Raw genomic sequence first — 25947 nt, forward strand, 5'->3', positions numbered from 1 at the left:
GCATAGTGTCATCATAAAGAGTGCATAAGCACTGGAAACGATGACATGGCACAGCACTTTCTTCTCTCGGCAAAAGCACGCACCCTCAGCCTCAAGGCTGTTTTCAAGATGGGTGAGGACAAGGCTTACGAGACGTTCTGCGAAATGCGCTGGCCGGAAAACGACGGTGAAGCGGTTTGCCCGAAGTGCGGTTGCACCGAGACGTACAACATCACGTCGCGCCGTCGCTTCAAGTGCGTTGCCTGCTACCACCAGTTTTCGGTGACTTCGGGAACGATCTTCGCCAGCCGCAAGCTCAGCTACACCGACCTTCTCGCCGCGATCGTCATTTTCGTGAACGGCGCCAAGGGCGTTTCGGCCCTCCAGGTCAGCCGCGATCTCGACGTGCAGTATAAGACCGCGTTCGTTCTCGCTCACAAGCTGCGCGAGGCGATGGCGCTTGAGGATGCAGAGCAGAAGCTTGGCGGAACGGTCGAAGTCGACGGCGCCTATTTCGGCGGCTATGTGAAGCCTGCCAATGAGCGCGCCGACCGTAAGGATCGCCGCTTGCTCGCGAACCAGTCGGGCAAGCGCCAGTCGGTTGTTGTGATCCGCGAACGCGATGGCGACATGCTGACGTTCGTCGGCAAGCATGAAAGCGATGGCGTCGAAGCGGTCGCTGCTCGCGTCGATACCGATGCCGTGATCCACGCCGACGAAGCTTCGCATTGGGATGTGCTGCACGCTCGCAACGAAGTGCGCCGGATCAATCACAGCGAGGCTTATTCGCTCAACGGTGCCTGCACGAACATGGCAGAGAGTTTCTTCAGCCGCCTGCGCCGCGCCGAAATCGGCACGCACCACCATATCGCGGGGCCGTATCTCAACGCCTATGCGGGCGAAATGGCGTGGCGTGAGGATAACCGCCGCGTGTCGAACGGTGCGCAGGCTGGCATGGTTCTGGAGGCCGCTATGGACGCTCCGGTATCGCGCCAGTGGAAAGGGTATTGGCAGCGAGCGGCAGCATAAAATCGATGGAATGATTCACAAAATTATTGAATCCTAAACCGCTCCCCGCTATCTGATCCTCATCATCCTAGCAGGCATATCCTGTTAGACAGGCCGGGGCTATCGCTCCGGCCTTTGTCGTTCTATGTACTGGCACTATGCGCAAAGTCATTGTGTATGTGGACGGCTTCAATCTGTACCACGCGATAGAACAACTCAAACGGCCAGAGCTGAAATGGCTCAACCTCAGGGCTGTTGCCGAAGGGCTTCTCCGCAAGGATGAAGTCCTCAAGAGCGTGAAGTACTTTTCAGCGTATGCCACTTGGAAGCCAGACGGGCTAAGCCGCCACAAAGCATATGTTGCTGCGCTGCGCTCAGTGGGAATTGATGTCCACCTGGGCCAATTTAAAGAAAAACCAAGGCGATGCCGGTCGTGCAATCAGCGATGGACAAGTCACGAAGAAAAAGAAACGGACGTCCAGATTGCAGTCCATATGGTTTCCGATGCTCTTGCAGGTGCCTGCGACAGAATAATATTAATCAGTGCCGATACGGATTTGGCTCCACCCATTAAAATGATTGCGCAATTAGCTCCACATGTTGAGGTGTTTGTTGCAACGCCGCCAAACCGATATAAAATATGCCGCGCCCTTGGGCCAAAAATGCAAATTGGAACCGAACGATTGGAAGCGGCGCAATTCGCTGATATTGTACAAGTGGATAGTGAACGCTCCATCGAGCGCCCTGCGAATTTTCGGGCTAATAGGCGTGGCCTTTAACCGCCCCAAGCTCATACACCTAGAGTTCGCCCTGATAGCCGCCCTCACGGTGCTAGCGCTGGCAGCGGGCGTGTATGGGCTTCTCTAGCGCACGATCTCCCATTGAAGCCAAAGCCCGGTTTCCTCGATAGAACGCACCACGCCCTTGTCGCGCTTGTCCCGTAGGACGTGCCCGACACGCCGGGTCATGATGTTGGTGATTTCGGAAGTTACTTCCAAGCCCCGTTGCTGCACCACCATGCTGGCGATCTCCCGCGTTGATAGCGGACCCTTGGCTATGCGGAGGATCGACAGGACGGCGCGCGACATTTCCCCGCGCTTGCTCCACGATTTAGGCGGCGTGAATACCTTTGGAAGCACGCTCTCAGCCACGAAGTCGGGAGCGAACAGCCGTAGCGTGGCGTCCAGATGCTCCAATTCCTCCGATAGCCTCTGAATGTCCGCGTGACACCGCGCTATTGCTCCGGTGATCTCTGCGCGCTTGGCTTTGAGCGCTTCTAGGGCGTAGTCCGTCATATGCAGACATTACGCATCGCGTGCGATTACGTCTGTACTTACGTTGGTGCGTTTGCTACATAATGCCGGAGGCGCTGGAAGTGACGATGGTGGCGTCGGTGGCGGGGACGCTGCAGGACGGCAAGCTGACGCGCACGCGCCCGTTCCGCAGTCCGCATCACTCGGCATCGATGGCGGCGCTGGTCGGCGGCGGGCTGAAAGTGAAGCCGGGTGAAGTCAGCCTCGCGCATCTGGGAGTGCTGTTTCTCGACGAGCTGCCCGAATTCCAGCGTGCGGTGCTCGATTCGCTGCGCCAGCCGCTCGAAACCGGAATGGTCAGCGTCGCGCGGGCCAATGCGCATGTAAGTTTTCCTGCCCGGGTGCAGCTGGTTGCCGCGATGAATCCCTGCCGATGCGGGCATTTGGGCGATCCCGCGCTCGCCTGTGCGCGGGCGCCGAAATGCGCGGCGGACTATCAGGCAAAGGTGTCCGGGCCGCTGCTCGACCGGATCGACCTGCATGTCGACGTCCAGCCGGTGACCGCTGCCGACCTCGTCCTGCCGCCGCCCGCCGAAGGTTCGTCCGAAGTTGCGGCGCGAGTCGCGGCGGCGCGGGCGGTGCAGGGCGACCGGCTGGCCGAGAGCGACGCGCGCACCAATGCCGAACTGGAAGGCGACGCGCTCGAACGCTTTGCCACGCCGGACGAGGCGGGGCGCCAGTTGCTCGCGCAGGCGGCCGAGGCAATGCGCATGTCCGCGCGCGGCTATACGCGCGTGTTGCGGGTAGCGCGCACCATCGCCGACCTGGCGGAGAGCGAAGCGGTGACGCGCATCCATGTCGCCGAAGCGCTCGGCTATCGCCGACAGCCGCCGCGCAGTTGAGTGGTTCCATGCCGCTTGCATCGCCGATCATAGCTGCCACTATGGCCGACATGGTCGCATCCCTCGCCATTCTTCCGTGCCGCGATGTCGGGTTTCGCCGGCCGATTCGTCTGGTTGGCTGAGGTCTGCTTCCGCTGATGCCGACGCTCACCGAAATGCTTCAGAAAGCCCGCCGTGCCGTGTTGCGGCAGGGCATTTCCGAACAGGATGCAGACGAATTGGTACAGGACGCGTTCCTCAAGGTGGAAAAATATCAGCGCACCAATGCGGCGCGCTCGGAAGAGGCGTTGCTGATCACTGCCGCGGTCAATCTGTCGATCGACCGGCAGCGCCGCGCGGCGCGGCTGCGGTTCACCGAGATTGACGATTTGCAGCATATCGCCGATGCGACCCCCGGCCCGGCGCAGATCGTCGAGCAGCAGGCCCGACTGCGCGAAGTGGCGCGGCAGATGGAGCGCTTGCCCGAACGCACGCGCCGCATTCTGCTCAAGCGTCGCCTCGAGGAAATGAGCTATGCCGAGATCGCGAAAAGCGAAGGGATGAGCGTCGCGGCGGTGGAGAAGCAGGTGGCGCGCGCCACGCTGCAACTGATGCAATGGGTATCGCACTGGTGACCGACGCGTTCGCACAGGATTCTATCGAGGCCGAAGCCGCCGCCTGGGTCGCGCGGCTGCAGGGCGAGCCGACGCCCGAGGCGCAGGCGGGGCTGCGGGCGTGGCTCGACGCCGATGCCGCGCATGCCGATGCCTTCGAACGCGCGACTGAGATCTGGGCGATGATTCCCGGCGCCGCACTGTGGCTGGATGCGGAGCGCGAGACCGGCGCGGCGGCGCCCGACCCCGCGCCGGCGGTACGCAACCGGCGCCCGGTGCTCGCGCTCGCCGCCTCGCTGCTGCTGCTGCTGACATTCGGCGGCTTTTGGTGGGCATTCGCCGACGCGTCGGGCTATACGACGCGTGCCGGGGAGCAGAAGGTAGTGACGCTCGACGACGGCAGCCGCGTGGCGCTCAATACCGACAGCCGTGTCGACGTCGCCTTCAGTTCCGGTCTGCGCCATGTGCGCCTCGAACGCGGCGAGGCGATGTTCGAAGTCGCGCATGATGCGGACCGGCCGTTCATCGTCGATGCCGGCAACAAGCAGGTGCGCGCGATCGGCACCGAATTCATCGTTCGGCGGAACGGCGCCGAGGTTACCGTGACGCTGATCGAAGGCAGGGTTTCGGTGTCGGACATCGCGCCGCGCGGCGACACAGCGGTTCCGGCGCCGCCGGCGCAGCTTTCGCCGGGCGAACGACTGACCGCGCCTGCGCAGGGGCAGCAGATGATCGCGCGCGAATCGATCGAAGTCGCGACCGCATGGCGGCGCGGCCAGGCGGTGTTCGATGATACGCCGCTGGCCGCCGCGGCGTCGGAACTAAACCGTTATGGCGGGCCGCGCTTGGAGATCGCCGATCCGCATGTCGCGGCGCTGCCGGTGTCGGGCGTCTTCGCCACCAACGACACCCGCGAGTTCGCCGACGCAGTCGCGGCGCTGCACGGGCTTCATGTCCGCAAAAGCGGGGATATCATTCAAATCGTTCGCTGAATCGAGCGGTTTTACCTTTTTGTGTCGCTGTCATGTCGGTTTTGCGATGCAGCAACGTCTACCCTTTTGGAGCCGAACGGGGTCGCGCTCGAAAAATGGGGGGCAGAAAATGCTATCGAGATTCACTTTGGCGGCGCTTGCCGCATCCACCAGCATCATGCCGGTGGCGCAGGCACAGGCCGAAGCGCGGTTCAGCTTCGACCTGCCCGCGCAATCGCTCGAAACCTCGCTGCGCGCGGTCGCGGCGCGCACGGGCACCAATATTGTCTTTTCCAGCGCCGAGGTGGCGAACAAGACCGCCGCGCCGCTGCGCGGCAGCCACTCGGCACGGTCCGCCTATCAGGCGCTGCTCGCCGGCTCCGGCCTGTCGCTGACCGTGACAAGCGGCGGCTCCTTTGTCGTCCGCACGGCGCCGGCGCGACAGAGCGGGCAGCAGCAGCAGGGCAGGGGTACGCTCGCGGGGCATGTCACCGGCCCGGATGGCGCGGCCGGCGTCACCGGCGCGCTGGTGCGCATCGTCGAAACGGGGGCGACCACCGCCGTCGATGAATATGGCAATTTTCGATTTCCCGGCATTCGGGCGGGCACCTACACGGTGGAAATCTCGTTCCTCGGCTACGAAACCGTCACGCGGACCGTGACGGTCACGCCGGGAGACAGCACGCGCGTGGATCTCGCGCTCGGCGGTTCGACGGATGTCGCCGGCGCCGAAATCGTCGTCTATGGCTCGCTCAGCGCGCGCGCCAACGCACTCAACCAGCAGCGCACCGCCGACAACAGCGCCGACGTGGTCTCGGCCGACGATCTCGGCAATTTCACCGGCACGACCTTTTCCGAAGCGCTGCGGCGCGTGCCCGGCATTTCGTTCCAGCGTGATTCGGCGACCGGCGACGGCAGCAATGTGATCGTGCGCGGCTTCGAGCCGGACATGAACCAGGTCAAGCTCAACGGGCTCAACCTGCCCGTGGGCAACGGCAGCAGCCGTTCGGCCGACCTTTCCAACCTGCTGGCGGATTCGGTGAGCAGCATCACCGTCAACAAGACGCTGCTGCCCAGCCACGACAGCGCCGGCACCGGCGGCCTGATCGAGATCGAGACGATGTCGCCGCTCGATCGGCCGCGCCGCTACGCCAATCTGCTGGTCGAAGGTGGGCAGGCCTCCGACGATTTCGACAGCGATTATCTGGTTTCCGGCACGATCGCCGGCACGTTCGGCAACGATTTCGGTCTGAGCGCGTCGGTCCAGTATCGCAACCACGAGCAGCGCACGATCGGCTATGGCACGACGATCCGCACCGGCCGGGCACTGCCGCTCGACGAGAACGGGCTGCCGACCTACGAATCGACCGACGAGATCGATCCCTATGCCACCTTTCCCTTCGTGGAGGGAGCCGATCAGGCCTATGTCACCGGCCTGACGACGCGGTTCGACCATATCGAGACCGAATATTTCACCGGCACGCTTTCCGCCGAATGGCAGGTTGCCAGCCACACCAATCTGAAATTCGATTTCCAGCATTCGGAAACCAACCAGACCTACTATAGCCTGGCCGACACTTTTTCGGTTTCGGCCGAATATAGCGATCTGCCGGGGGGCTATGACGGCCCCGAACTGAGCGTCGATCTGACACCGGGCAACGAGGCGATTTCGCGCTCGCAAAGCTATGGCTTTTCGCGCGACGTCAAGAATGTCTCGGACACCTATGCGCTGAACGGCAAGACCAATCTCGGCGCGTTCGAGATCAAATATCTCGCCGGCTATGCGCATGGGTCGTTGACCAACCCGCGCGGCTTTTCGCAATCGCTGCGGCTCGGCGCCGTGAGCGGCGGCACGGCGCTCGATGCGCAGGCGAATTACTTCCTGCCCGAAGCCTTTGACGGCGGCACGCTGGTTTCGGCATGGGCGCCGCGTACCGGCGACGGAATTCCGTTGCCGCTGCTCAGCGCGCAGGGTTGGGGCCTGATCAACGACCCGGCCGGCTTCACCGTTCAGAACGCCAGCGGTCAGATCGACGAATCGTCTGGCAACAATGATCGCTACACCGCCAGCGGCAGCGTGCGCTGGCAGGCGGACAAGGGCTTCCTCTCCTATGTCGAGCTCGGCGCCTTTTACGAGCGCGCCGAATTCCACACCGCCCATTCGCGTTCGCAGATCGGGGGCAATGTGCTCGCCACCGATGTCGGGTTGAACTTTGTGCCGTCGGACCTGTCGCGCATCGGCGTCGACGTGCCCGGCTTTACCGTCGTCAGCGAAGGATCGCTGCGCGATTTCGTCAACAATATCGATCAGGTTGCCGGCAGCACCGGCCTCACCATCACCGATCTTCCCCCGGTGCCGGGCGAGGATGACGAGATGACGCGCGAGACCAATCTCGCCGCTTATCTCCAGACCAAGCTGCAATTCGGCAAGCTCGAGATCGTCGGCGGCGTGCGGTACAATCGCGTCAAGCTTGAGGCGCGCAACCTGGTCTATCCGGTCTATACCGGCCCGATCCTGCCCGAGAACGGCGGCGGCGTCGGTGTCGACCTGGTCTTCCAGAACGAATTTTCGCGGCTCGTCACCGAAAGCGGCACGACCGAGGAGTTTCTGCCGCGCATCCTGTTCAACTATCGTGAAAGCGACGATCTGATCTTTCGCGGCGGCTATTTCATGTCGGTCGCGCGGCCGCAGATTTCGCTGCTGTCGAACGAGACGCGGATTTCGTTCATCAACTTCCCGATCCCTGGGCCGCAGGGCACCAAGCCGATACTGCAGATCAACAGCGGCAACCCGGACCTCAAGCCCGCGACGACGCATAATTTCGACCTCAGCGCCGAATATTATTCGGGAGTCGGCATCTTCAAGCTGAGCGGCTTCCACAAGCGCACCGAAAATCTGCTGCAATCGAACATCAGCAACGGCGCCGCCAATCTCGACGCAGTGACTCTGCCCGATCATCCCTATTTCCAGGGCCCGCCCTATTTCGATCCGGCCAACCCGGATTCGGTATTCATCACCGGGTCGACGCCGGTGAACAGCGACGATGTCGCGGAGCTGTGGGGCGTCGAAGTGCAGGCCGAGCGCCGGTTCGATTTCCTGCCGGGCGTATGGGGCGGGTTCGGTGTCTATGCCAATTACACCTACACCCACAGCTCGCGCGTCGACCGCTATAGCTGGGCCTATACCGATCCAGACGACAATGTCTTCGAATTCTCCGGCGTGCCCTATTCGCAGTCGCCCAAGCATTCGGGAACCTTCGCGCTGACCTATAACAAATACGACATCGATGCGACGCTGAGCTATGCCTATCAGTCGCGGGCACTGAGCAGCTTCTATCCACGCGGCCTCAGCTATTATGCCGAGGACGCGCAGTCGCTCGATTTGCGCGTGGAATATTATCTGCGCCCCGATTTCGGGCAGTTCCGCATCTTTCTCGAAGGATCAGACCTGCTCAAGGGTACGGATTCGCCCGACGTCGCCTTTTCGCTCGGTGACGATCCCAAATTCCACTCCAGCGCCACTTACCTCGGCGGCCGCAGCTTCAAGCTCGGCGTTTCCGCCTCTTTCTGACCTCCAACCGGCCGGGCGGTGGCGCCTGGCCGGGAACCTCTCGGGACGTATCTATAATGAAAATGACCACGCTGCTGCTGGCGACGACGGCGGCCTTGCTCACCCCCACGCTCGTACAGGCGCAGGAGACGCCTGCCGTTGCCGCCGAAGATCAGGCGATCCCCTATGAGACCTTTACCCTGTCCAACGGGCTGCGCGTGGTGGTGCATGAGGACCATTCGGTGCCCAAGGTGGCGGTCGCGGTCTGGTATCATGTCGGATCGATGAACGAGCCCGAGGGCAAGACGGGCTTTGCCCATCTGTTCGAGCATCTGATGTTCAACGGATCGGAGCATCGCGACGATGAATATATGCCGCCGCTGCAGGAAGTCGGCGTGTCGGCGGTGAATGGCGCGACCTCGCTCGACCAGACCTATTATTACGAAGTGGTGCCGACCGGCGGGCTCGAACGCGTGCTGTGGCTCGAAAGCGATCGCATGGGCTATCTGCTCGGCGCGGTCAGCCAGGCCAAGCTCGACGAGCAGCGCGGTGTCGTCCAGAATGAGAAACGCACCTACGAAAACCGGCCCTATTCGATGATTCCCGAATTGCGGGCGCATGGACTCTATCCGGTCAACCATCCCTATTATCACGCGACCATCGGTTCGATGGCGGATCTCGACGCGGCGTCGCTGGAGGATGTGAAGGACTGGTTCCGCCGCTATTACGGCGCGACCAATGCGGTGGTGACGTTGGCGGGCGACGTCACGGTCGAACAGGCGCGCGACCTGATGGAGCGCTATTTCGGCAGCGTTCCGCCGGGTCAGCCGGTCTCGCGTATGGAAGCCTGGGTGCCGACGCTCGAACGGGTGAAGCGCGAGAGCGTGCAGGACAATGTCCCGCAGGCCGTGCTGTCGTGGAACTGGGCGGTGCAGGGCAGCAATGCCGACGAAACCCAGGCGCTGCGCATGGCGGCGACGATCCTCGGCCGCGGGCGGCTTTCGCGGCTCTATCAGGCGCTGGTGACCGATAATCCCTATGCCACCGGGGTGATGGTCAATTATCAGGGCGCGGCGATCGCGGGGATGTTCACCATCGACGTGCGGCTGAAGCCGGGTGTCGATCCCGCCGAAGCCGAAGCGGTGCTCCAGCGCGAGCTCGACCGCTTCATCGCCGAAGGTCCGACCGAGGCCGAACTCGCGCGCTACAAGACGATCGCCTATAGCGACAATGTCCGCTCGCGCGAGTCGCTGTTCGTCCGCGCGATGATGCTTGCGGGCGGCATGGTCTTCTCGAACGACCCAGGCGACTATGCCAGCGACGAAGCCGAATTCGCCGCGCTGACCGCCGGGGAAGTACGCGCGGCGGCGAGCGACTGGCTGTCGCTGCCCAATTACCGGCTGACCGTCGAACCCTTCGGGCAATATCAGGCGAGCGCCGACGGCGCCGATCGCAGCGCATTGCCGCCGCTGGGACCCAATCCGCCGCTGACGCTGCCCGAACGGCAGGAAGCGACGCTGTCCAACGGCATGCGCGTCATCTTTTCGCGCAAGCAGGGCACGCCGACTGTCGAAATGGTCGCTTCGTTCGATGCCGGCGGCGCAGCCGATCAGACCGCCAAACCGGGGCTGCAGGGTTTCATGCTCGGCATGATGGACGACGGCACCGAAAATCTCACCGCCAGCGAATTCGCAGAGCGTAGCGAAATGCTCGGCGCGCGCATCAACGCCTATGGCGATTCCGACACGAGCAACTTCGCGGCCTCGGCGCTGACGCTTTCGCTGGACGACACGGTGGCGCTCTGGTCCGACATGATCCGCCATCCCGGCTTTCGTGAGGAAGACCTCGAACGCGACCGGCAGAATGCGCTCAACGGCGTGCGCCAGTCGCAGGCCAGCCCCGATGCGATCGCCGGGCGCGTCTTCCAGTATCTGCTCTACGGTCCCGACCATGCCTATGGCGCGCCGCTGGCGGGGCGGGCGGAGGTGATCGAGTCCTACAGTCGCGAGGAGGTGGCGCAGTTCCACGGCCGTTGGATTCGTCCCGACAACGGTACGATCTATGCTGCGGGTGACGTCGATTTCGACACGCTGATCGCCACGCTCGAACGCCATTTCGGCGACTGGCAGCCGCCCGAAACGGCGCGCGGCGACAAGCCGGTCGCGCCGCTGACCGCGCAGGCCGCGCCGCGCGTGGTGCTGGTCGACAAGCCCGGCGCGATCCAGTCGGTGATCCGGGTGGGGCAGATCATGCCCGACGGTCTTGACCCGGTGAATTTCGATCTCGATGCGGTCAACGGCGTGCTGGGCGGCGGCTTCACCGCGCGGCTCAACATGAACCTGCGCGAGGACAAGGGCTGGACCTATGGCGCGAGCAGCGGGATCGGCGGCGGCCGCGGCCCGCAGGCCTTCACGGTTGCGACCAGCGTGCAGACCGACAAGACCGCCGAGGCGCTGACCGAAATCGACGGCGAACTCCACGGCATCACCGGCGCGCGTCCGGTGACGCCCGAGGAACTCGAGCTTTACCGGCGCGGCGAAGTGCTGACGCTGCCCGATCGGCTCGAGACCAACAACGCGATGGTCGGCTATCTGCGCTATGTCGATCGCTACGACCATCCCTATGAATGGATCGTCTCGCTGGCCGATCGCTATGCCGCGATAACGCCCGACACGATCGCGCAGACCGCGACGATGCTGCATCCCGATGCGATGACCTGGGTCATCGTCGGCGATCTTTCGAAGATCGAGGCACCGATCCGCGCATTGGATCTGGGCGAGGTCGAAGTGTGGGATGTGGAAGGAAATCGACTGCGCTGAACCGCATCCGAATTTACTTGCCTGACCGGACCGAAGCGATACGTTGCGGGCAGTAACTATTCCGGGGGGATGAATAATGCAGTGGATGTTTCTGCCGTATAAGCGGTTTTTCGATTTCGAAGGGCGTTCGACGCGCCGCGAATATTGGCTGTTCGCGCTGCTGCAGCTCATCATCGCAGTCGGCGTAGCTTTCCTGCAAGCGATGTTTACGCCCGGCGGCGGCGAGATGGTCGCGGGGCCGGGGGCTTATCCTGGCGGCGATCCCTTTGCCCCGGCGGCAGCGCCGGCCAGTCCGGCGTCGTTGCTGCTGATGGGGCTCTACGGCCTCTACACGCTGGCGATGATCATTCCGTCGATCGCGGTCGGGATCCGGCGCCTGCACGATTCGGATCGTTCGGGGCTGTGGTATCTGATCCTCTTCGTTCCGCTGATCGGAGCACTGGTGATGCTGGTGTTCACGCTGCTGCCGGGCACCGAGGGGGAAAACCGCTTCGGCCCCGATCCGCGCGATCCCGAAGACCTGGCCGAACTCGAAGCGACTTTCTGATCCCGGAGGGACGGCGGTGCGCGTAATGGCGCGCCGCCGTCCCACGCGGCGCATCGAGCGCTTGCGGGCGGCCGGCGCATCGTCTAGCCGTTTCCGCCGCTGCCCCTGTGGCGAAATTGGTAGACGCGCTCGACTCAAAATCGAGTGCCGCAAGGCATGCTGGTTCGAGTCCGGCCAGGGGCACCATTTAGCGAGACTCCTTAACGGGGGAAATCGCCGTGGGCCGAGGCTCCAGCCATCCCAGCTTGGGCAGCCGACGACATCACGCCGGCCGCCAACCTGCACCCGCATTTCCGAAGCTAACGGCCTTTTTCATTCCCCGTTCGGCGGGCAGTATCCTAGACCGAAACGCGTAACGCCGATGGTCGAGGTGCGATGACGGGTCTCAAGCTACTCTATGTCGAGGATGATGCGCGTCTTGCCGAACAGGTGCGCGAAACGCTGAGCGCACAGGGCGACAGTGTTGAATGGGTCGCGAGCGGCGGCGAGGGATTAGCCAGGGCGGCGAGCGAGGCGTTCGACGTCGTGATCCTCGATCGGATGCTGCCCGATCTCAACGGTATCGATCTGGTGGCGCGGCTGCGCGAGGCGGGCGTTGCGGCGCCGGTGCTGATGCTGTCGGCGCTGGGCCGGGTCGAGAACCGCGTCGACGGGCTGGAAGCGGGCGTCGACGATTATATGGCCAAGCCGTTCGAGCCGAGCGAGCTGGTCGCGCGCATCCGCGCGCTGCATCGTCGCGCAGCGGGACAGGCGCACAGCGCGGTGATCCTGTTCGGCGACATGGAATGCCATGTGAAGGCGCGCACTGCGCACCGTCAGGGGCGGCACATTCCGCTCAGTCCCAAGGAGTTCAAGCTGTTCAAATATCTGATCGAGAACGGCGGCGAGGTGGTGACGCGCGAAATGCTGCTGCGGCATGTGTGGAATCTGAGCTTCGATCCCCAGACCAATGTCATCGACGTCAGCGTCGGCCGGTTGCGCCGCAAGCTGGAGGAAGGGTTCGAGACGCCGGTGCTCGAAACCATCTGGGGCACGGGCTACCGGCTGGTGGCGGCCTAGCGCGCGGTGGACAGTTCGATGGAGGTTCCCCGCATGCGTCCGTCGCTGGTTCCCGGCATCGTCGCGCCCGTCGCGGCGCTGGCGGCGCTGGCAATGCTCGCCGTCTATCTGGTGACGACCGGTGTCGTACGCAGCGCGTCGGACGCGGAATTGCGGCGCAGCGTCGACACAGAAATCGCCGCGCTCGCCGATATCTATGCCACCGGCGGGCAGGCGGAGCTGGTCACGCGGATCGGCGACCGGCTGGCGCTGCAGCCCAGCGCGCCCGATCGCCCGCGCTATCTGATCGCCGCTGCCGACGGCGCGCGGATCGCCGGCGATATCTCCCGCTGGCCGTTGCTTTCGGCCGAAAACAGCGAAGCGGGGTTCGTGACGCTGGAGGACGGCCGCAGCGTCTTCGCCCGTGCGACGCAGCTCGATGCCGAGCTAAAGCTGGTCGCCGCGCGCGAGCACGGATCGCGCGACGCGTTGCTTGCGCGGCTGGGCACGGCCTTTCTGATCGCGGGCTTCCTGGTCGTTCTGGGCGCGGCCGGATTCGGCTGGTTCGCCGCGGCGCGGCTGCGCGGGCGCGTGCGCCGTATCAACGCGGCGTTCCGCAAGGTCGAGAGCGAAGGCGCGCAACCGCTGCAACTGAGCGCCGATGATCGACAGGACGAACTGGGCGAGCTTTCGCGCCATGCCGAACGGCTGATCGCGCGGCTCGGAACGCTGCTTCAGGCGCAGCGTGACGTCACCGATCAGATCGCGCACGAAATCCGCACGCCGCTGACGCATCTGGAAAACCGCGTGCTCAAGCTGATCGATCACAGTGTCGATCCCGCGCTGGTCGCCGGGCTGGGGCAGGTGCGGATCGAGGCGCGGCGCGTCGCGGATCTGCTGGATTCGCTGCTCGATATCGCGGCAAGCCGTGCGGGGCGCGGCGATCAGACCGGGTTCGAACCGGTCGATCTTTCCGAACTGGCGGAAAGCATCGTCGATCTTTACGCCGACAGCGCTGAAGAGGCCGATCTCGACCTGCGCGCCGAAATCATGCCCGGCGTGATGATGTCCGGCAACGCGATGCAATTGACTCGGCTGCTGACCAATCTGCTTGATAATGCATTCAAATATGTCCCGGCCGGGGGGCAGGTGACGGTTCGCGTCGCGCCCGGACCGGAAGTCGAAGTGCGTGACAACGGGCCCGGTGTGCCGCCCGAACTGCGCGAGCGGATCTTCGAACGCTTTCAGCGGGGCGGGGCGGCGATCCCCGGTGCCGGGCTCGGATTGGCCCTTGCGCGGGCGATCGCGGAGCGGCACGGTCTTGCCATCTCCTGTCGGGATGCGGCGCCGGGCGCCGTGTTCCTGCTGAGGCCGGAGGCGAAAAGATGAAGGTGGAGAGGATTGCCATCGTCGCGGCGCTGCTGCTCGTCGCGTGTCAGAACGGCGGCCGGGCTCCGGTCGCTGCGGCGCAGCCCGTGAACGACAGCGCGGTGGCCCGCGTGGCCGAAGCGCTGGCGCGCGGCGACGCCGCCGAACATTCGGGATCGACCAGCGAATATGCCGCCGCGGCGCTGGCGCTCGAACAGCTCGGCGCCCGCGCGGAGGACGATACGCCCGATCTGGCGTCGCGCTGGCGCGACGCGGCACGGGCGGGCGGTGTCGATCTGCCGCCGCCCTTTCGCGGGCGCGCGCTCGGCCCGGCCTATAGCCGCGGGGCGATCGACGCCAATGGCGCCTTCGTTACCGAACAGGTGTTTCTCGCCGGTCAGCCCGCCGAGATCGCAGTGGTGCCGCAGGCACGAAACGGCCTGAGGCTGATCATCACCGATCAGGACGACAAGACGCTGTGCGACCAGCGGGTGGCGCCGCCGCGCACCCTGTGCCGCTGGCTGCCCATCTTCACGCGCCGAGTGACGATCCGCCTGCACAATGGACAGGCGGAGGCGGTCAACTATTATCTGGTGACTAACTAAGGCCGGGCGGCGACGGGCGCGCTTATTGGTTCGAACCGAGTCTGCGTACGATATTGTATCGAGGGGTTTGTCACGAGGGGGAGTTCGTGAGCAACGCGACACGTTTCGGATTGGCGTTTCTGCTGGCCGCAGGAATGCCGACTGGTCTTTCGGCTCAGTCGGCGGCGCCCGGGCCGGCGGGACAGGCCGGCTGCGCAGTCGCCTCCGATGCGGCGGAGGCCGGTGTCGAGGCGAATATGCTCGCGCTTGGCGATGCGGATGTCACGGCCGATCCGGCGCAGTCGCTTGAGCGGGCCAATGCCCTTTTCGCGCGAGCCGACGACGATCCCCTTTGCCCGGAGGCGTTGGCGACCGGCTGATCTATCGCGGAGCGGCATATTATCACCTGAAGAAGGATGAAGCCGCGCTTGTCGATCTGCAGCGCGCGCATGCAACGCTCGCCAGCGCGGGGTTGCAGGACAGCGAGCTGATGATCTCGGTGCTCGATATGATCGGGTCGACCTACACCGATATGGGCGATCTCGATCGCGGATTGTCGATGAAGCGCGAATTGCTCGATCGGATCGCGGCCCGCCAGGGGCCGGAAAGCTCGCTCTATGCCGATGCGCTCTACACGATCGGTTTCATCGAATATCAGAAGGGCGACGTGGAGGCGGCGCTGCGCGATATTCGCACGGCGGTACGGATCAAGCGCGACGCGACCGCCGGCACCGCCGATCCCGATGTCGCGATGTACTGGATCAGCGAAGCGTCGCTGCTCAACATTCTGGGACGCGTTCCCGAAGCGCTCGAATCCTCGCGCGCCGTAGCACTCTGGTCGGAGGCTAACCTCGGGTCGGATCATTTGCTCACGGCATCCACGCTGCATAATTTCGGGGCGCTGCTCGGAGTGGCGGGACGGCATGGCGAGGCGATTCCGATCCTGCGCCGGGCGCTCGCCGCGCGCGAACGGCTGCTCGGCGGCGATAATCCGCAGACCGCGCTGACGCTGAACAGCCTGGCCTATTCGCTCGAGCGGACCGGCAAGGTGCGCGAGGCAGAGCAGCTCTATCTTGCCTCGTCGGCGATTTTCGAAGCCAATCCCGATTCGAGCGCGCCGCAGACTGCGGGCGCTGTGCTGCTCAATGCCTCCAGCATCGCGGCCGGATCGGGTCGCTGGGAAGAGGCTACCGAGCGAGCCGAACGCGCCCGGACACTGGTCGCTACACGTGCGGGCACCGAAAATCTCTCCTATGCGCGCGTCTCCATCGTGCTCGCCGAACTCGCGTTGCAGCGGGGGGATGCTTCGGCGGCGCTCGCCTTCCTCGAACCGGCGCTGGAAACGCTGCACCGGATCAGCGAACCCTATCAAACCTTCCGGGTGCGTGCCGAAGTGCTTCACGGCCTTGCCATGCTTCAGGCGGGACAGGCGGCGGAAGGGCTCGACGCGGCGCGGCCGGCCTATATCGCGATCCGCGAGCGCATGCGCAGCGATCTGGTTGCCGATGAGACGCGGCTGCGTACCGAAGAGGCCTATAGCCAGACGCTGACGCTATTCGCGCAGCTGGCCCTCGAAGCCGGCGATCCCGGGCTGGGGCTGGAGGCGCTGCAACTGGCGCGCCTGGGCGATCTGGAGCGTTCGGGGCGTATGCTGGCTGCGCGCGCCGCCGCCGCCGGATCGGCCGGCACGCACCTGCGCGAACTTCAGGATCTGGTGCGGCAGGAGCAGCAGCTTCGCGCCGCGCTGAGCACGGCCGTGGCGCAGTCCGATTCGGCGGCGATCCGCGAAGCCGAAGCGGCGTTGGCGCAGACGGATCGCGCAATCCGTTCGGCCCGGGGCGAGGTGGCAACGGCTTTCCCCGGATACGCGGCGGCTCAGCGCCCCGAGCTCGTCCGGCTTGAAGGATTGCGCGAAAGGATTCCCGCCAATGGCGCGATCCTGATCGCCCAGCCGGGGCTGATGGGCATTCTGACCGTCGCCGTTACTCGCGAAGGCATCGCCTGGCATCTGACGCCGCGAAAGCGCAACGAATTCCAGGCTGCGGTGACGGCGATACGCACGTCGGTCGAGGATCGCACGCAGCCCTTCGCGCTGGCGGATGCGCATCTGCTCTATTCCGCGATTTTCGGCGCAGACATCGCGCCCCTGCTGGCGGGCAAGGAACGGCTCGACATACTGGCCGGCGGATATCTGTCGGTCATTCCCTTCTCGCTGCTGGTCGAGCGCGCGCCACAGCCTGGCGAGACGCTTGCGGATGCGGCATGGCTGGTCCGCCGCTTCGCGATCTCGACCCCGCTCAACATCGATCGGGCGGAACCGCGATCCGCGCGTTCGGTGCGCCCGGTGCGATTTGCCGGATTCGGCGACCCCGCGCTTGCGCCAGCCGGCTCCGGGGAAGCGCAACTCGCCGTGCTGGTGCGGGGCGGCGGCGTTTCGGTTCAGGATATCCGCGACCTGCCGTCCCTGCCGGGTGCGGGCGAGGAATTGGCGGCGATGGCACGGACCTTCGACAATCCCGGCAATCTGTTGCTGACCGGCAGCCAGGCAACCGAAACCGCGATCCGTGCCATCGATTTCTCGCGCTACAGCGTGCTTGCCTTTGCCACGCACGGTCTGGTCGGCGGCCAGCTGGGCGGACTGGACGAGCCCGCACTGGTGATGACACCGCCCGACACGGCGGTGCAGGATGACGACGGTTTGCTGACGGCTTCGGAAATCGCCCGCCTGCGGCTCGATGCCGACTGGGTGATCCTGTCCGCCTGCAACACCGCGGCGGGATCCGATGCCGGTACACCCACCTATTCGGGGCTGGCGCAGGCCTTCGTCTTCGCCGGCGCGCGATCGCTGTTGCTATCGCATTGGCGCGTGCGTGACGATGCCGCCGCGCGGCTTTCGGTCGCTACCGTGCGCGGCGCGGCACAGGGGCTGGGCAAGGCGGAGGCATTGCGTCGTGCGCAGCTCGAACTGATGGCCGATCCCGATATTCCCGATGCCGCGCATCCGGCGATCTGGGCGCCGTTCATCCTGATCGAGAGCTGATTTGCGGCGCCGGGCGGACGCGCAAAGATAGCAGGCGTCTTTTCCGCCGCTCGCGCGTTGTTATGGTGATGCAACGACTCTGGTTTGTTACCAATCCCCATTCCGGTTCTGCCACACGGCAGAAATGCGAAGCGATCGAAACCGTGTTCGAGGAGCGCGGCCTGACTCTGGTGGGGCGCAGTGGCTTCCCTGATGATCCGATCCCGGAGGCTGAAACGCTCGACCGCGAAGGCGTCGACACGCTGGTATTGTTCGCCGGTGACGGCACGATCAACGCCGCCCTGTGCAAACTGGCAAACTGGCAGGGCTCTTTTCTGATCCTCCCCGGCGGGACGATGAACCTGCTCGCCAAGGCATTGCACGGGGAACGCGACCCGCATGCGATCATCCGCGCTGCTCATGGAAGCGACCGGCGTGTCGCGCTGCCCTATGTCGAGGCCGGGCCGCATCGGGCCTTTGTCGGGCTGATTCTGGGACCCGCCGCGCACTGGTTCCGTGCGCGCGAGGAAGCCCGGCGGCATCACCCCGCCAGAGTGCTGCGCGCCATCGGGTTCGCCTGGCGCAAGACCTTCGGGCGCAGCGGCCTGCGCGTTACCGGGGTGCCCGATGCGCCGCGCGGATACCAGGCGGTGTTCGTCGAGCCCTTTGCCGACGGCATCGACGTGCGCGGGATCGATGCGCGCGACTGGCGCGCGATCGTCGAGCTGGGCTGGGACTGGCTGACCGGTGACTGGGTCACTGCGCGCGCCGTCACCAGCGCGCGTGTGCAGCGGATGGGAATTCGCGGAACCGGGAAGGTGCTCGCACTGTTCGATGGAGAGCCGGTGCGGCTCGACGCGGATCAGGCGATCACCAGCGGCATGAGTGCGCCGGCGTTCATCTCCACGCGCGAGGAGGAAAGCGCATGATCCGCCTGTTTCACGTCAGCGACATCCATTTCGGGGCCGAGGACGTCGAGGCGCTCGACTGGTTCAAGCGTGTGGTGCGCAATGAAGTGCCCGATGCGATCATCGTTACCGGCGACCTGACGATGCGCGCGCGGCATCGCGAATTCGCAGCGGCGGCCGAATGGCTCGAAAGCCTCGACCGGCCGACCACGGTCGAGGTCGGCAATCACGACTTGCCCTATTTCAATCCCTGGGCGCGGTTCGTAACGCCGTACAAACGCTACCGCGCGCTTGAATCGATGATCGAGCGGCCGCTTGAGGTCAGCGGTGTCAGCATCGTGCCGCTCAAGACCACCGCGCGCTTCCAGTGGCGGCTCAACTGGTCGAAGGGTCATGTCAGTACCAGTGCGCTGCAGGAATCGCTCGCGCTGGTGGAGGCCGCGCCCGAGGGCGATCGCATCTTCATCGCCTGTCACCATCCGCTGGTCGAGGCCGATACGCGGATGAGTTCGGAAACGCGGCGCGGAGAGGCCGCTCTGGATGCACTTGCGCGGGCAGGGGCCGAAGCGGTGCTCACCGGCCATGTCCACGACCCGTTCGATGTCGAGCATCAGGTCGCCGGGCGCCCCATGCGACTGATCGGCGCGGGCACGCTGTCCGAACGGCTGCGCGACCATCCGCCATCGTTCAACGAGATCCGCGTGCGCGACAGCGGCTTCGAAACGCTCGCGCGGGTGATGGATGAGGCGCATCCGCAGGCGAAGGGGCTGGTCGAGCCGGTCGCCGGATAGCCGGATCAGCGCAACCGGGTGCCGATCAGCGTGCCCTTGGTCCCCGCATGGACCAGCCTGAATTCGAAATCGGGCCAGTTCCTGCGCCATTTGCGGGCGATGATCCGCTCGCCCGGCCGCGCGCCGTCGTCGAGCAGGATCTTGCCGCCCACCGAAATGCGATCGAACAAGGTTTCGGCCGCGCCGCGGACATAGGGATGGATCGTCCAGGGCGGTCCGTCGATCACCAGCAGGTCGACCCGGTCGGGAAGGGAGCCGTGATCATACCAGATGCCCGGCCAGCCGCCCGGTGCGGGGCGCAGCGGCGTCGCACGCAGCTCCGCCTCGACACCGTTTTCGTGCAGCCATTCGCGGGTCGCGGCGACGAAATCGGCGTGCTGGTCGCAACTGATCAACTTGCCCCGACCGGCCCTTTGCAGTGCCTTGGCGATGATCAGGCTCGAAGCGCCGGTGCCGAGTTCGAGCACGGTCTCGGGCTGGTGCTCGAGAATATGATCGACGATCAGGTGGAGAAATCCCGTATCGGCCTTCCAGCTGCCGAGATTGGGGAGGGCATCGGGCGCGAGGTCGAGCCGATCGAGCAAGCGCTGCTTGGCCGCCTTCGTGCCGCCGCTCAGGCTGCGCAACAGCCAGGGCCACTGGACGGCGCCGATCGCGATCAGATGCGCGATGTCGGACAGCGAACGGCGCGTTCCTTCGGGCCAGCCCTCGGCATCGCTGCGCGGCAGGAATTGGGTGGTTTCGCGCGATGTCATTGCGGTTCGTCTCTCCCCATGCCGAGGGGCCACCGCTCTCGTCTGTGAAAAGTGACGGTGACCGGCGATTGCGACGCTCCCCCTACCATGTTGTTCCCAAAGAAAAAGGGCGGCCCGTTACCGGACCGCCCCTTTCTTTCGAACCCGAAGCTCGAACCATCGCGATCAGAAGCGGACCGTGACCGACCCCTGATAGCTGCGATTTTCGATGTCCGAACGTTCGAACGTCGTGTTGGCCGAAATGGCGACGCGCACCGTCGGCGTGTCATAGGCGATACCACCCGACACTTCGCCCCAATCCTGATCGGTGCCGTTCAGCGCGAACGACACGGACGGGCTGACCGAGCCGACGAAATTCGCCGCGAAGGCCGCCGGCCGTTCGTCGAAATCGTGCACATAGTTGGCGGTCAGGAAGGGACGGAAGGTTCCGGTGCCCTGCAGCGTGGCGCCGAGACGGCCCTGCACGCTGTTGAAATCGCCCATGTCATACTGGAGCGCCATCGGGCCGCCGCGTTCGGCGGTCGGCGTGTAGCCGATATGCATGACCCGCAGCGAACCGCGCGGCGTGACGCTGAACGCCCCGTAGGTGAGCGGGACGCTGACGCCCAGCTGGCTGGTGATGGTCAGCGGATTGTCGCTGGCGCGCAGCGTGTAGCTGGTTCCGCCGAGCGACGCCGTCCGGGTGCTGTCGGTATCGAGCAGACCGGCGCTGAGCATCGTGTCCACCTTGACGCCGCCGAAATAGCCGACGCCGTACAGCGTGCCCTGATAGAGCGTCGACGAGGTCGACTGCGGCGCACCGTACACATCGCCTTCGACATCGGCATAGGTCAGCGCGAAGCCGATCATGGCGCTATCGCCGACCATCGCTTCGACGCCCGCAGTGGCATACCAGCCGTCGAACGAGTCGTTGCCCATCGGCGCCGCGGTGATCATGCCGGTGCTTTCACCGTCGATATAGCCGCCGGCCAGATAGACCGAAGCCGTGCTCGAAAGCGCGCGATCCTCCATCTGGACACCGCTGCCGATGCTGTCGCCGGCATAGGGCGACGTCATCGTCATCACCGTGCCCATCGGATTGCCCGCATACGGAAGCGATGCCATCGTTTCCGTTCCGGCGCCCGGCGAGAAGGCCGAAATGCGCTGTCCGACCAGCCCGGCGGTGGTTTCCAGCGTGGACATCGCCATCGCGCCGTTCATCGTCGGATTGCGCGGTGCCCAGCTTTCGAACAGGCTCTGAATGCTCGGGCCGTCGAGCAGGTCGAGCGGGCCGAAGAGATCCGAGAAGGCGCCGTAATTGTCGCGATTTCCGTCGAGCAGCGTGGCAAAGGCCGACTGCACCGGCGAGCTGGCGTCGATCACATCGGCATAGTCGCCGGCTTCGATTTCCACCATCACGGCATTGTCGGAATAGGTGAAGACGGGCGACAGGATGGCGCTGAGCGCATTTGCCTGATCGAAGGTGCCGCTGATGCCGCCTTCGGCCGTCAGGATCGTGTACGTATATCCGTCACGGACCATCGTGCCTTCGGTCGGCGAGAAGAGGACTCCGCCGCCGATGCTGGCCATGCCGTTCAGCGGAGCGTCATCGGTGTCATAGGCAGTGGCGTTGACGCTGAGGAGGTCGGACGTGCCCGACGCGCCCAGATTGACGTAATAGGTCGACGCCGAGGCAAGGATCGCGTTCCCGTGCAGCGAGAGCGTGCCCGTTTCCGTCAGGCTGCCCGGTGCGATCGCGCCGCCGACGTTGATGAAATATGGGACGTAGATATCGCCGCTGCCCATCAGTCCGCCGGCGATCAGCGAATAATTGCTGTAGCTGCCGATCGCGCCGTCCACCGTCATCGTGCCGAGCGTGTGCAGGAAGCCCATATGGCTCCACAGCGTGCCTTCGGAAGTGACGTCGAGCGCGGTTTCCGCGCCGACCATCGTGAAGTTGTCGATGACGACATCGGTGTCGAGCGTCGTCGTGCCCGCTGCGGCGAGCGTCACGTCATAGTAACGCGCGCGCACCCCGGCGACGGGATCGGGCGTGATGTTGTCCGGGGTGAAACCCGTCGCGCCGGGCAGGCCGTTTTCGATCGTGGCAGGGGGCAGGGCTGCGGTGCCCTGGCTGCCGCCGGTGCCCTGGCCGCCTGCAGTCGCTCGGTCCTCGGCGATCAGGCCGTCGACGCGTGCGATGCCGCTGATTTCGGTATCGCCGTCCGCAGGGTTGTTGCCGCCGCTGCCTTCGCGCGTGGCGCCGCCGGCGTCGTCATAGACGACATATTCGCCGGTCGCGAGGTCATAGCACTCGGTGTTGAAGCAGACCTGGCCGAATTCCTGAGCGTCGTCTTCGCCGAAGGCTCCCGCGCCGGGATTATCGGGCAGGCCGTTCACCAGCCCGCCGTCCTCGATGATCATGAAATTGGGATCGAGTGCGCTCACCCAGTGATCGGCATCGGCCCAATTGCCGTCACCTTCGACATTGGTCGCGTAGCGATAGGCGCTGTTCGCCGCGATCCAGTCCCAGAAGAGATAGAGCGGCTGATAGAAGCTCGACGTGCCATAGGTGCTGAACGGCTGCGCGCCATAGAAGCGAGACCCGCCCGAAAGCACGCCGATCACGACCTCCTGGTCGAAGGTCTGGTCGAGGATCAGCGGACCGCCTGAATCGCCGCCGGCGGTAGTGCCTTCGGGGTCCTGCGCGTCGTCACGGAACAGGTTGAAATCATACGGATTTTCGCGCGTGGGATCGTCGAAATCCATCTGGTAGAGATTCTGGGGAAGGTCATCGCCGCCCGGCCCGAACAGGAAATCGTTGCGATCGTTGAGCGAACCGAGAATGCCGATCATGTTCTCGGCGGCACGGCGGTAGAAATCGACGCCGGCCGCGATCGGACCGTTGCCATAGCCGGTGACGCCATAGCCGTTATGGACGACATGATAGCCGGTGCCGTTTGCCGAATCGATTTCCTCCGGCGCGGGAAGCGGCGAGAAGAGCAGTGCCCAGGTGGGAACGTTCGCTGCCGGCGTATCCAGCGTCGCGATCGCGACGTCGCCTTCGAGAAAACCCAGCCCCTCTGGCCGGGCTACCGACTCTTCGTTCCAGACGATTTCGTTGACGTTGTAGACATAGGAGTCCGCAACCGAATTATAGCCCGCGTTGATCCAGTCGATCAGCCCGGGAACCGCATCGGCCCGGAAGGAGAAGGCCGCGGGAAGCCCGCCGGTGGCGGCGCCATATTGTTCTTCGGGGATGTCGTTCACGCAGTGCGCGGCGAACAGCACGGTGCGCGGGTTGATCAGCGTGCCGGTGCAGACATAGCCGTCGGCGCGATAGAACTGGCCGACGCCAGTGACGTCGACGGCGTCGTCATAGATGCTGCCCTCGGCACCGGGATTGACGTCATAGCCTTCGCCGGGGCCCTGGACCACGACCTGCGGGATGTCCTCGGCGATCGGCGCGCGACGCGGCCCCGCGGCGTGCGGCACGTCTTCGGCGAATTCCGCGCCGGCGCCCTGGGCGATGTCCTGCACGAACTGCGGACCCGCGCCCTGAGCGATGTCTTCGGCGAAGGCCGGGCCGTCCTGGGCCTGTGCCGCGGTGGCGCCCGTTACCAGCGCAAGGCCGGCTGCCGAGGCGAGCAGAACCTTCTTGCGCGAACGCTGCGCAATGGTCGTGGAACCATATTGGATCATGATATACCCCCGTTTTTCGGGGCGACTTCGTTCGATGTCGCCGCAATGCTACAGGGCTATGACGTTTATTGAGCCTGCACAAGTAGCTACACGTTGCTCATCTGCAATATTATTACCAAAGCGGCGTGATCTTGGACTCGGAAATTACGAAGCCTGCGCCCGGGCGCCGTTCGGACGCAAAAAAGGGCGGCCACGAGGGCCGCCCTTTTCGATTCCGACTCTCCGCGAAAGTGCGGAAGCGAATCAGCGCTTCGAGAACTGGAAGCTGCGGCGCGCCTTGGCCTTGCCGTACTTCTTACGCTCGACCGCGCGGCTGTCGCGGGTGAGGAAGCCGGCACGCTTCACCGTGGTGCGCAGCGCCGGTTCATAGCGGGTCAGCGCCTGGGCGATGCCGTGCTTGACAGCGCCGGCCTGGCCCGAAAGCCCACCGCCCTTGACGGTGCAGACGATGTCGTACTGGCCCTGACGGCCGGCGACTTCGAACGGCTGGTTGATCACGAGGCGCAGCGTCGGACGTGCGAAATAGGTCGTCTGGTCGCGGCCGTTGATCGTGATCTGGCCCGTACCCGGCTTCAGCCAGACGCGCGCAACGGCGTCCTTGCGGCGGCCGGTGGCATAGGCGCGGCCGAACTTGTCGAGCTCCTGCTCGCGCAGCGGCGCGGTTTCGACGGGAGCTTCGGCACCGGCTTCGGCGCCTTCGGTCTGGACGACGTCGCCCAGATCGGAAAGGGACTGGCGATTGTCGGTCATTATGCGCCCACCTTGTTCTTGCGGCTCATCGCCGCGACATCGAGAACCTCGGGGTTCTGGCCTTCATGCGGATGTTCCGATCCGGCATAGATGCGCAGGTTGCGCATCTGCTGACGGCCGAGCGGGCCGCGCGGAATCATGCGCTCAACGGCCTTTTCCAGCACGCGCTCGGGAAAGCGGCCTTCCAGCACCTTGGCCGGAGTCGTTTCCTTGATGCCGCCGGCATAGCCGGTGTGCTTGTAATAGACCTTGTCGGTCAGCTTCTTGCCGGTGAACCGCACCTTGTCGGCGTTGATCACGATGACATTGTCGCCGCAATCGACATGCGGGGTGAAGCTGGTCTTGTGCTTACCGCGCAGCAGATTGGCGATGATGACGGCGGCACGGCCGACCACCAGGCCTTCGGCATCGATCAGATGCCACTTCTTTTCCACCTCGGCCGGCTTTGCCGACTTGGTGGTCTTCATGAGCGCTTTCATGGCTCTGGACCTCTTGGGTTTGAAATGCAGCACGCCGCCCCATTCGGAGCGGCGCGATCGACGGGCATTTGTCGCAACACGTGCCGTAAGTCAAGCAAAACTGCGGCTTTGCAAACGGGTATTATGATACCTCTATGATTCCGCGGCGACCGAGATGGTCGTTTCATACTCCAGTATGTCGCGATCCCCGCCGATACCGATTTCGGTGCGCGAACGCTCGACATGGCGGCGGATCAGGCCGGTCGCCGGATCGAACACCAGTTCCTCGCTGCGCGCGATTCGTACGGGGCGCTCCCCGGCCTGTTCGCCGCTCGCCTCGGTGAGGACATAAAGCAGCGGGCCCTGAGCCCGGGTTGCGGCGGTGCCGGTTAGGATGATCCTTTCGCCGTCCGGCGCATGCCCGGGCACGCGCACCGGCTCGCTGGTTCCCGCGCGCGGCAGTGCGTCCGGCGCGACGATATCGGTCACCATCGAGGCGAATGCCGCGCGCCGCCGGTCTTCCGGCCACGCCCGGAGCGCAGCGGCGACCTGCGCCACCATGCGGTCGCGTCGCTCGGAATCGGCGATGCCGCGCGCGGCGACGAAGCGCTCGGCCAGGCTCGCGCATAAATCGCGCCACAGCATATCGAGATTGTCGACGGAGACGACATTCCCCGCAGCATCCAGATGCACGGTGACACTGCGCCCCAGAAGGAAGCCATAGCCTGCTTCGAACAAGGCGCCGGCATCGCCCGGCGATTGCCCCTCCACCGAAATGACCGTGACTGTCGCGGCATAGCCGCCCTGTTCGCGGGCGAAGCGGATCCGGCGCGTGGCGGTGAAGACGCTTTGTGCAGCCGCTTCGGTCTGGACGCGCCGGGTTTCGACGATCAACGCGGTATCGGTGGGCGGACGAAAGGCCGGATCGGCGGCCGCCGGTTGCAGCAGCATCAGGAGCGGCGCGAACATTGCG

At 64.8% G+C, this 25947-nt stretch carries 20 protein-coding genes, 1 tRNA gene and 1 pseudogene; 16 read left to right on the forward strand and 6 right to left on the reverse strand.

What is annotated here, in order from left to right; translation table 11 throughout:
* The first annotated feature begins 45 nt into the window (after positions 1-45).
* Both G5C33_RS07185 and G5C33_RS07190 read left to right on the forward strand, forming a co-directional pair.
* Complete coding sequence (locus G5C33_RS07185; RefSeq protein WP_165326590.1) at positions 46-1008, forward strand: IS1595 family transposase; 963 nt, start codon at positions 46-48, stop codon at positions 1006-1008.
* A gap of 137 nt (positions 1009-1145) precedes the next feature.
* The gene (locus G5C33_RS07190) at positions 1146-1766 is read left to right on the forward strand and encodes an NYN domain-containing protein (protein WP_165326591.1); all 621 of its coding nucleotides are present in this window, start codon (positions 1146-1148) and stop codon (positions 1764-1766) included.
* An 84-nt stretch (positions 1767-1850) separates the two neighbouring features.
* On the opposite strand, the gene G5C33_RS07195 is transcribed toward G5C33_RS07190, so the two are convergent.
* Positions 1851-2282 (reverse strand): hypothetical protein, encoded by a 432-nt coding sequence (locus tag G5C33_RS07195; RefSeq protein WP_165326592.1) that lies wholly within the window; start codon positions 2280-2282, stop codon positions 1851-1853.
* Between the two features lie 65 nt (positions 2283-2347).
* On the opposite strand from G5C33_RS07195, the pseudogene G5C33_RS07200 reads away from it, so the two are divergent.
* The 14 genes and pseudogenes from G5C33_RS07200 to G5C33_RS07265 form a co-directional block, all read left to right on the forward strand.
* Positions 2348-3142 (forward strand): annotated as a pseudogene (locus G5C33_RS07200) (YifB family Mg chelatase-like AAA ATPase); the annotation flags it as partial.
* 155 nt (positions 3143-3297) lie between these two features.
* The gene (locus tag G5C33_RS07205) at positions 3298-3756 is read left to right on the forward strand and encodes an RNA polymerase sigma factor (RefSeq protein ID WP_228275223.1); all 459 of its coding nucleotides are present in this window, start codon (positions 3298-3300) and stop codon (positions 3754-3756) included.
* Positions 3753-4727, forward strand: coding sequence for a FecR family protein (locus tag G5C33_RS07210; RefSeq protein ID WP_206518648.1), 975 nt, complete (start codon positions 3753-3755; stop codon positions 4725-4727). The genes G5C33_RS07205 and G5C33_RS07210 overlap by 4 nt, the downstream gene beginning before the upstream one ends.
* A gap of 109 nt (positions 4728-4836) precedes the next feature.
* Positions 4837-8277, forward strand: a complete 3441-nt coding sequence (locus tag G5C33_RS07215; protein ID WP_165326595.1) for a TonB-dependent receptor — start codon at positions 4837-4839, stop codon at positions 8275-8277.
* A 62-nt stretch (positions 8278-8339) separates the two neighbouring features.
* On the forward strand, positions 8340-11075 hold the full coding sequence (locus G5C33_RS07220; RefSeq protein WP_165326596.1) for a M16 family metallopeptidase: 2736 nt from the start codon (positions 8340-8342) through the stop codon (positions 11073-11075).
* Between the two features lie 76 nt (positions 11076-11151).
* The gene (locus G5C33_RS07225; protein ID WP_165326597.1) at positions 11152-11622 is read left to right on the forward strand and encodes a DUF805 domain-containing protein; all 471 of its coding nucleotides are present in this window, start codon (positions 11152-11154) and stop codon (positions 11620-11622) included.
* Positions 11623-11723: 101 nt separating this feature from the next.
* Positions 11724-11808: transfer RNA gene (locus G5C33_RS07230), tRNA-Leu, on the forward strand.
* Between the two features lie 189 nt (positions 11809-11997).
* Positions 11998-12681 carry a response regulator transcription factor gene (locus tag G5C33_RS07235; RefSeq protein WP_165326598.1) on the forward strand — a complete coding sequence of 228 codons (684 nt, stop codon included), beginning with the start codon at positions 11998-12000 and terminating at the stop codon, positions 12679-12681.
* A gap of 33 nt (positions 12682-12714) precedes the next feature.
* A complete protein-coding gene (locus G5C33_RS07240; protein ID WP_228275224.1) occupies positions 12715-14049 on the forward strand; it encodes a sensor histidine kinase in 1335 nt (444 codons plus the stop codon).
* Entirely contained in the window at positions 14046-14633 is a 588-nt protein-coding gene (locus tag G5C33_RS07245; protein WP_165326600.1) for a hypothetical protein, read from the forward strand. The genes G5C33_RS07240 and G5C33_RS07245 overlap by 4 nt, the downstream gene beginning before the upstream one ends.
* An 86-nt stretch (positions 14634-14719) precedes the next feature.
* The gene (locus tag G5C33_RS07250) at positions 14720-14992 is read left to right on the forward strand and encodes a hypothetical protein (protein ID WP_165326601.1); all 273 of its coding nucleotides are present in this window, start codon (positions 14720-14722) and stop codon (positions 14990-14992) included.
* Positions 14965-17652 carry a CHAT domain-containing tetratricopeptide repeat protein gene (locus tag G5C33_RS07255; RefSeq protein WP_165326602.1) on the forward strand — a complete coding sequence of 896 codons (2688 nt, stop codon included), beginning with the start codon at positions 14965-14967 and terminating at the stop codon, positions 17650-17652. Before G5C33_RS07250 ends, G5C33_RS07255 begins: the two co-directional genes overlap by 28 nt.
* Before the next feature lie 68 nt (positions 17653-17720).
* Complete coding sequence (locus G5C33_RS07260; protein ID WP_165326603.1) at positions 17721-18560, forward strand: diacylglycerol/lipid kinase family protein; 840 nt, start codon at positions 17721-17723, stop codon at positions 18558-18560.
* Entirely contained in the window at positions 18557-19330 is a 774-nt protein-coding gene (locus G5C33_RS07265) for a metallophosphoesterase family protein (protein WP_165326604.1), read from the forward strand. The genes G5C33_RS07260 and G5C33_RS07265 overlap by 4 nt, the downstream gene beginning before the upstream one ends.
* A gap of 5 nt (positions 19331-19335) precedes the next feature.
* On the opposite strand, the gene G5C33_RS07270 is transcribed toward G5C33_RS07265, so the two are convergent.
* The 5 genes from G5C33_RS07270 to G5C33_RS07290 all read right to left on the reverse strand — a co-directional run bounded on the left by G5C33_RS07270 (position 19336) and on the right by G5C33_RS07290 (position 25943).
* A complete protein-coding gene (locus G5C33_RS07270; protein ID WP_165326605.1) occupies positions 19336-20085 on the reverse strand; it encodes a class I SAM-dependent methyltransferase in 750 nt (249 codons plus the stop codon).
* 165 nt (positions 20086-20250) lie between these two features.
* Positions 20251-23766, reverse strand: coding sequence for an autotransporter domain-containing protein (locus G5C33_RS07275; RefSeq protein ID WP_165326606.1), 3516 nt, complete (start codon positions 23764-23766; stop codon positions 20251-20253).
* A 243-nt stretch (positions 23767-24009) separates the two neighbouring features.
* The gene (gene rpsI, locus G5C33_RS07280) at positions 24010-24516 is read right to left on the reverse strand and encodes a 30S ribosomal protein S9 (protein ID WP_165326607.1); all 507 of its coding nucleotides are present in this window, start codon (positions 24514-24516) and stop codon (positions 24010-24012) included.
* The gene (gene rplM, locus G5C33_RS07285; protein WP_165326608.1) at positions 24516-24995 is read right to left on the reverse strand and encodes a 50S ribosomal protein L13; all 480 of its coding nucleotides are present in this window, start codon (positions 24993-24995) and stop codon (positions 24516-24518) included. The genes rpsI and rplM overlap by 1 nt, the downstream gene beginning before the upstream one ends.
* A gap of 132 nt (positions 24996-25127) precedes the next feature.
* The gene (locus G5C33_RS07290) at positions 25128-25943 is read right to left on the reverse strand and encodes a hypothetical protein (RefSeq protein ID WP_165326609.1); all 816 of its coding nucleotides are present in this window, start codon (positions 25941-25943) and stop codon (positions 25128-25130) included.
* Between the last annotated feature and the right edge of the window lie 4 nt (positions 25944-25947).

This window comes from Sphingosinithalassobacter tenebrarum, from assembly GCF_011057975.1.
In the GTDB taxonomy this organism is placed as follows: domain Bacteria; phylum Pseudomonadota; class Alphaproteobacteria; order Sphingomonadales; family Sphingomonadaceae; genus Sphingomonas; species Sphingomonas tenebrarum.

Bases quoted from the DNA above. Each gene is read 5' to 3' on its own strand.
- G5C33_RS07185 (WP_165326590.1), top strand. From the start codon at position 46: ATGGCACAGCACTTTCTTCTCTCGGCAAAAGCACGCACCCTCAGCCTC.
- G5C33_RS07190 (WP_165326591.1), top strand. From the start codon at position 1,146: ATGCGCAAAGTCATTGTGTATGTGGACGGCTTCAATCTGTACCACGCG.
- G5C33_RS07195 (WP_165326592.1), bottom strand. From the start codon at position 2,282: ATGACGGACTACGCCCTAGAAGCGCTCAAAGCCAAGCGCGCAGAGATC.
- G5C33_RS07205 (WP_228275223.1), top strand. From the start codon at position 3,298: ATGCTTCAGAAAGCCCGCCGTGCCGTGTTGCGGCAGGGCATTTCCGAA.
- G5C33_RS07215 (WP_165326595.1), top strand. From the start codon at position 4,837: ATGCTATCGAGATTCACTTTGGCGGCGCTTGCCGCATCCACCAGCATC.
- G5C33_RS07220 (WP_165326596.1), top strand. From the start codon at position 8,340: ATGACCACGCTGCTGCTGGCGACGACGGCGGCCTTGCTCACCCCCACG.
- G5C33_RS07225 (WP_165326597.1), top strand. From the start codon at position 11,152: ATGCAGTGGATGTTTCTGCCGTATAAGCGGTTTTTCGATTTCGAAGGG.
- G5C33_RS07235 (WP_165326598.1), top strand. From the start codon at position 11,998: ATGACGGGTCTCAAGCTACTCTATGTCGAGGATGATGCGCGTCTTGCC.
- G5C33_RS07240 (WP_228275224.1), top strand. From the start codon at position 12,715: ATGCGTCCGTCGCTGGTTCCCGGCATCGTCGCGCCCGTCGCGGCGCTG.
- G5C33_RS07245 (WP_165326600.1), top strand. From the start codon at position 14,046: ATGAAGGTGGAGAGGATTGCCATCGTCGCGGCGCTGCTGCTCGTCGCG.
- G5C33_RS07260 (WP_165326603.1), top strand. From the start codon at position 17,721: ATGCAACGACTCTGGTTTGTTACCAATCCCCATTCCGGTTCTGCCACA.
- G5C33_RS07265 (WP_165326604.1), top strand. From the start codon at position 18,557: ATGATCCGCCTGTTTCACGTCAGCGACATCCATTTCGGGGCCGAGGAC.
- G5C33_RS07270 (WP_165326605.1), bottom strand. From the start codon at position 20,085: ATGACATCGCGCGAAACCACCCAATTCCTGCCGCGCAGCGATGCCGAG.
- G5C33_RS07275 (WP_165326606.1), bottom strand. From the start codon at position 23,766: ATGATCCAATATGGTTCCACGACCATTGCGCAGCGTTCGCGCAAGAAG.
- rpsI (WP_165326607.1), bottom strand. From the start codon at position 24,516: ATGACCGACAATCGCCAGTCCCTTTCCGATCTGGGCGACGTCGTCCAG.
- rplM (WP_165326608.1), bottom strand. From the start codon at position 24,995: ATGAAAGCGCTCATGAAGACCACCAAGTCGGCAAAGCCGGCCGAGGTG.
- G5C33_RS07290 (WP_165326609.1), bottom strand. From the start codon at position 25,943: ATGTTCGCGCCGCTCCTGATGCTGCTGCAACCGGCGGCCGCCGATCCG.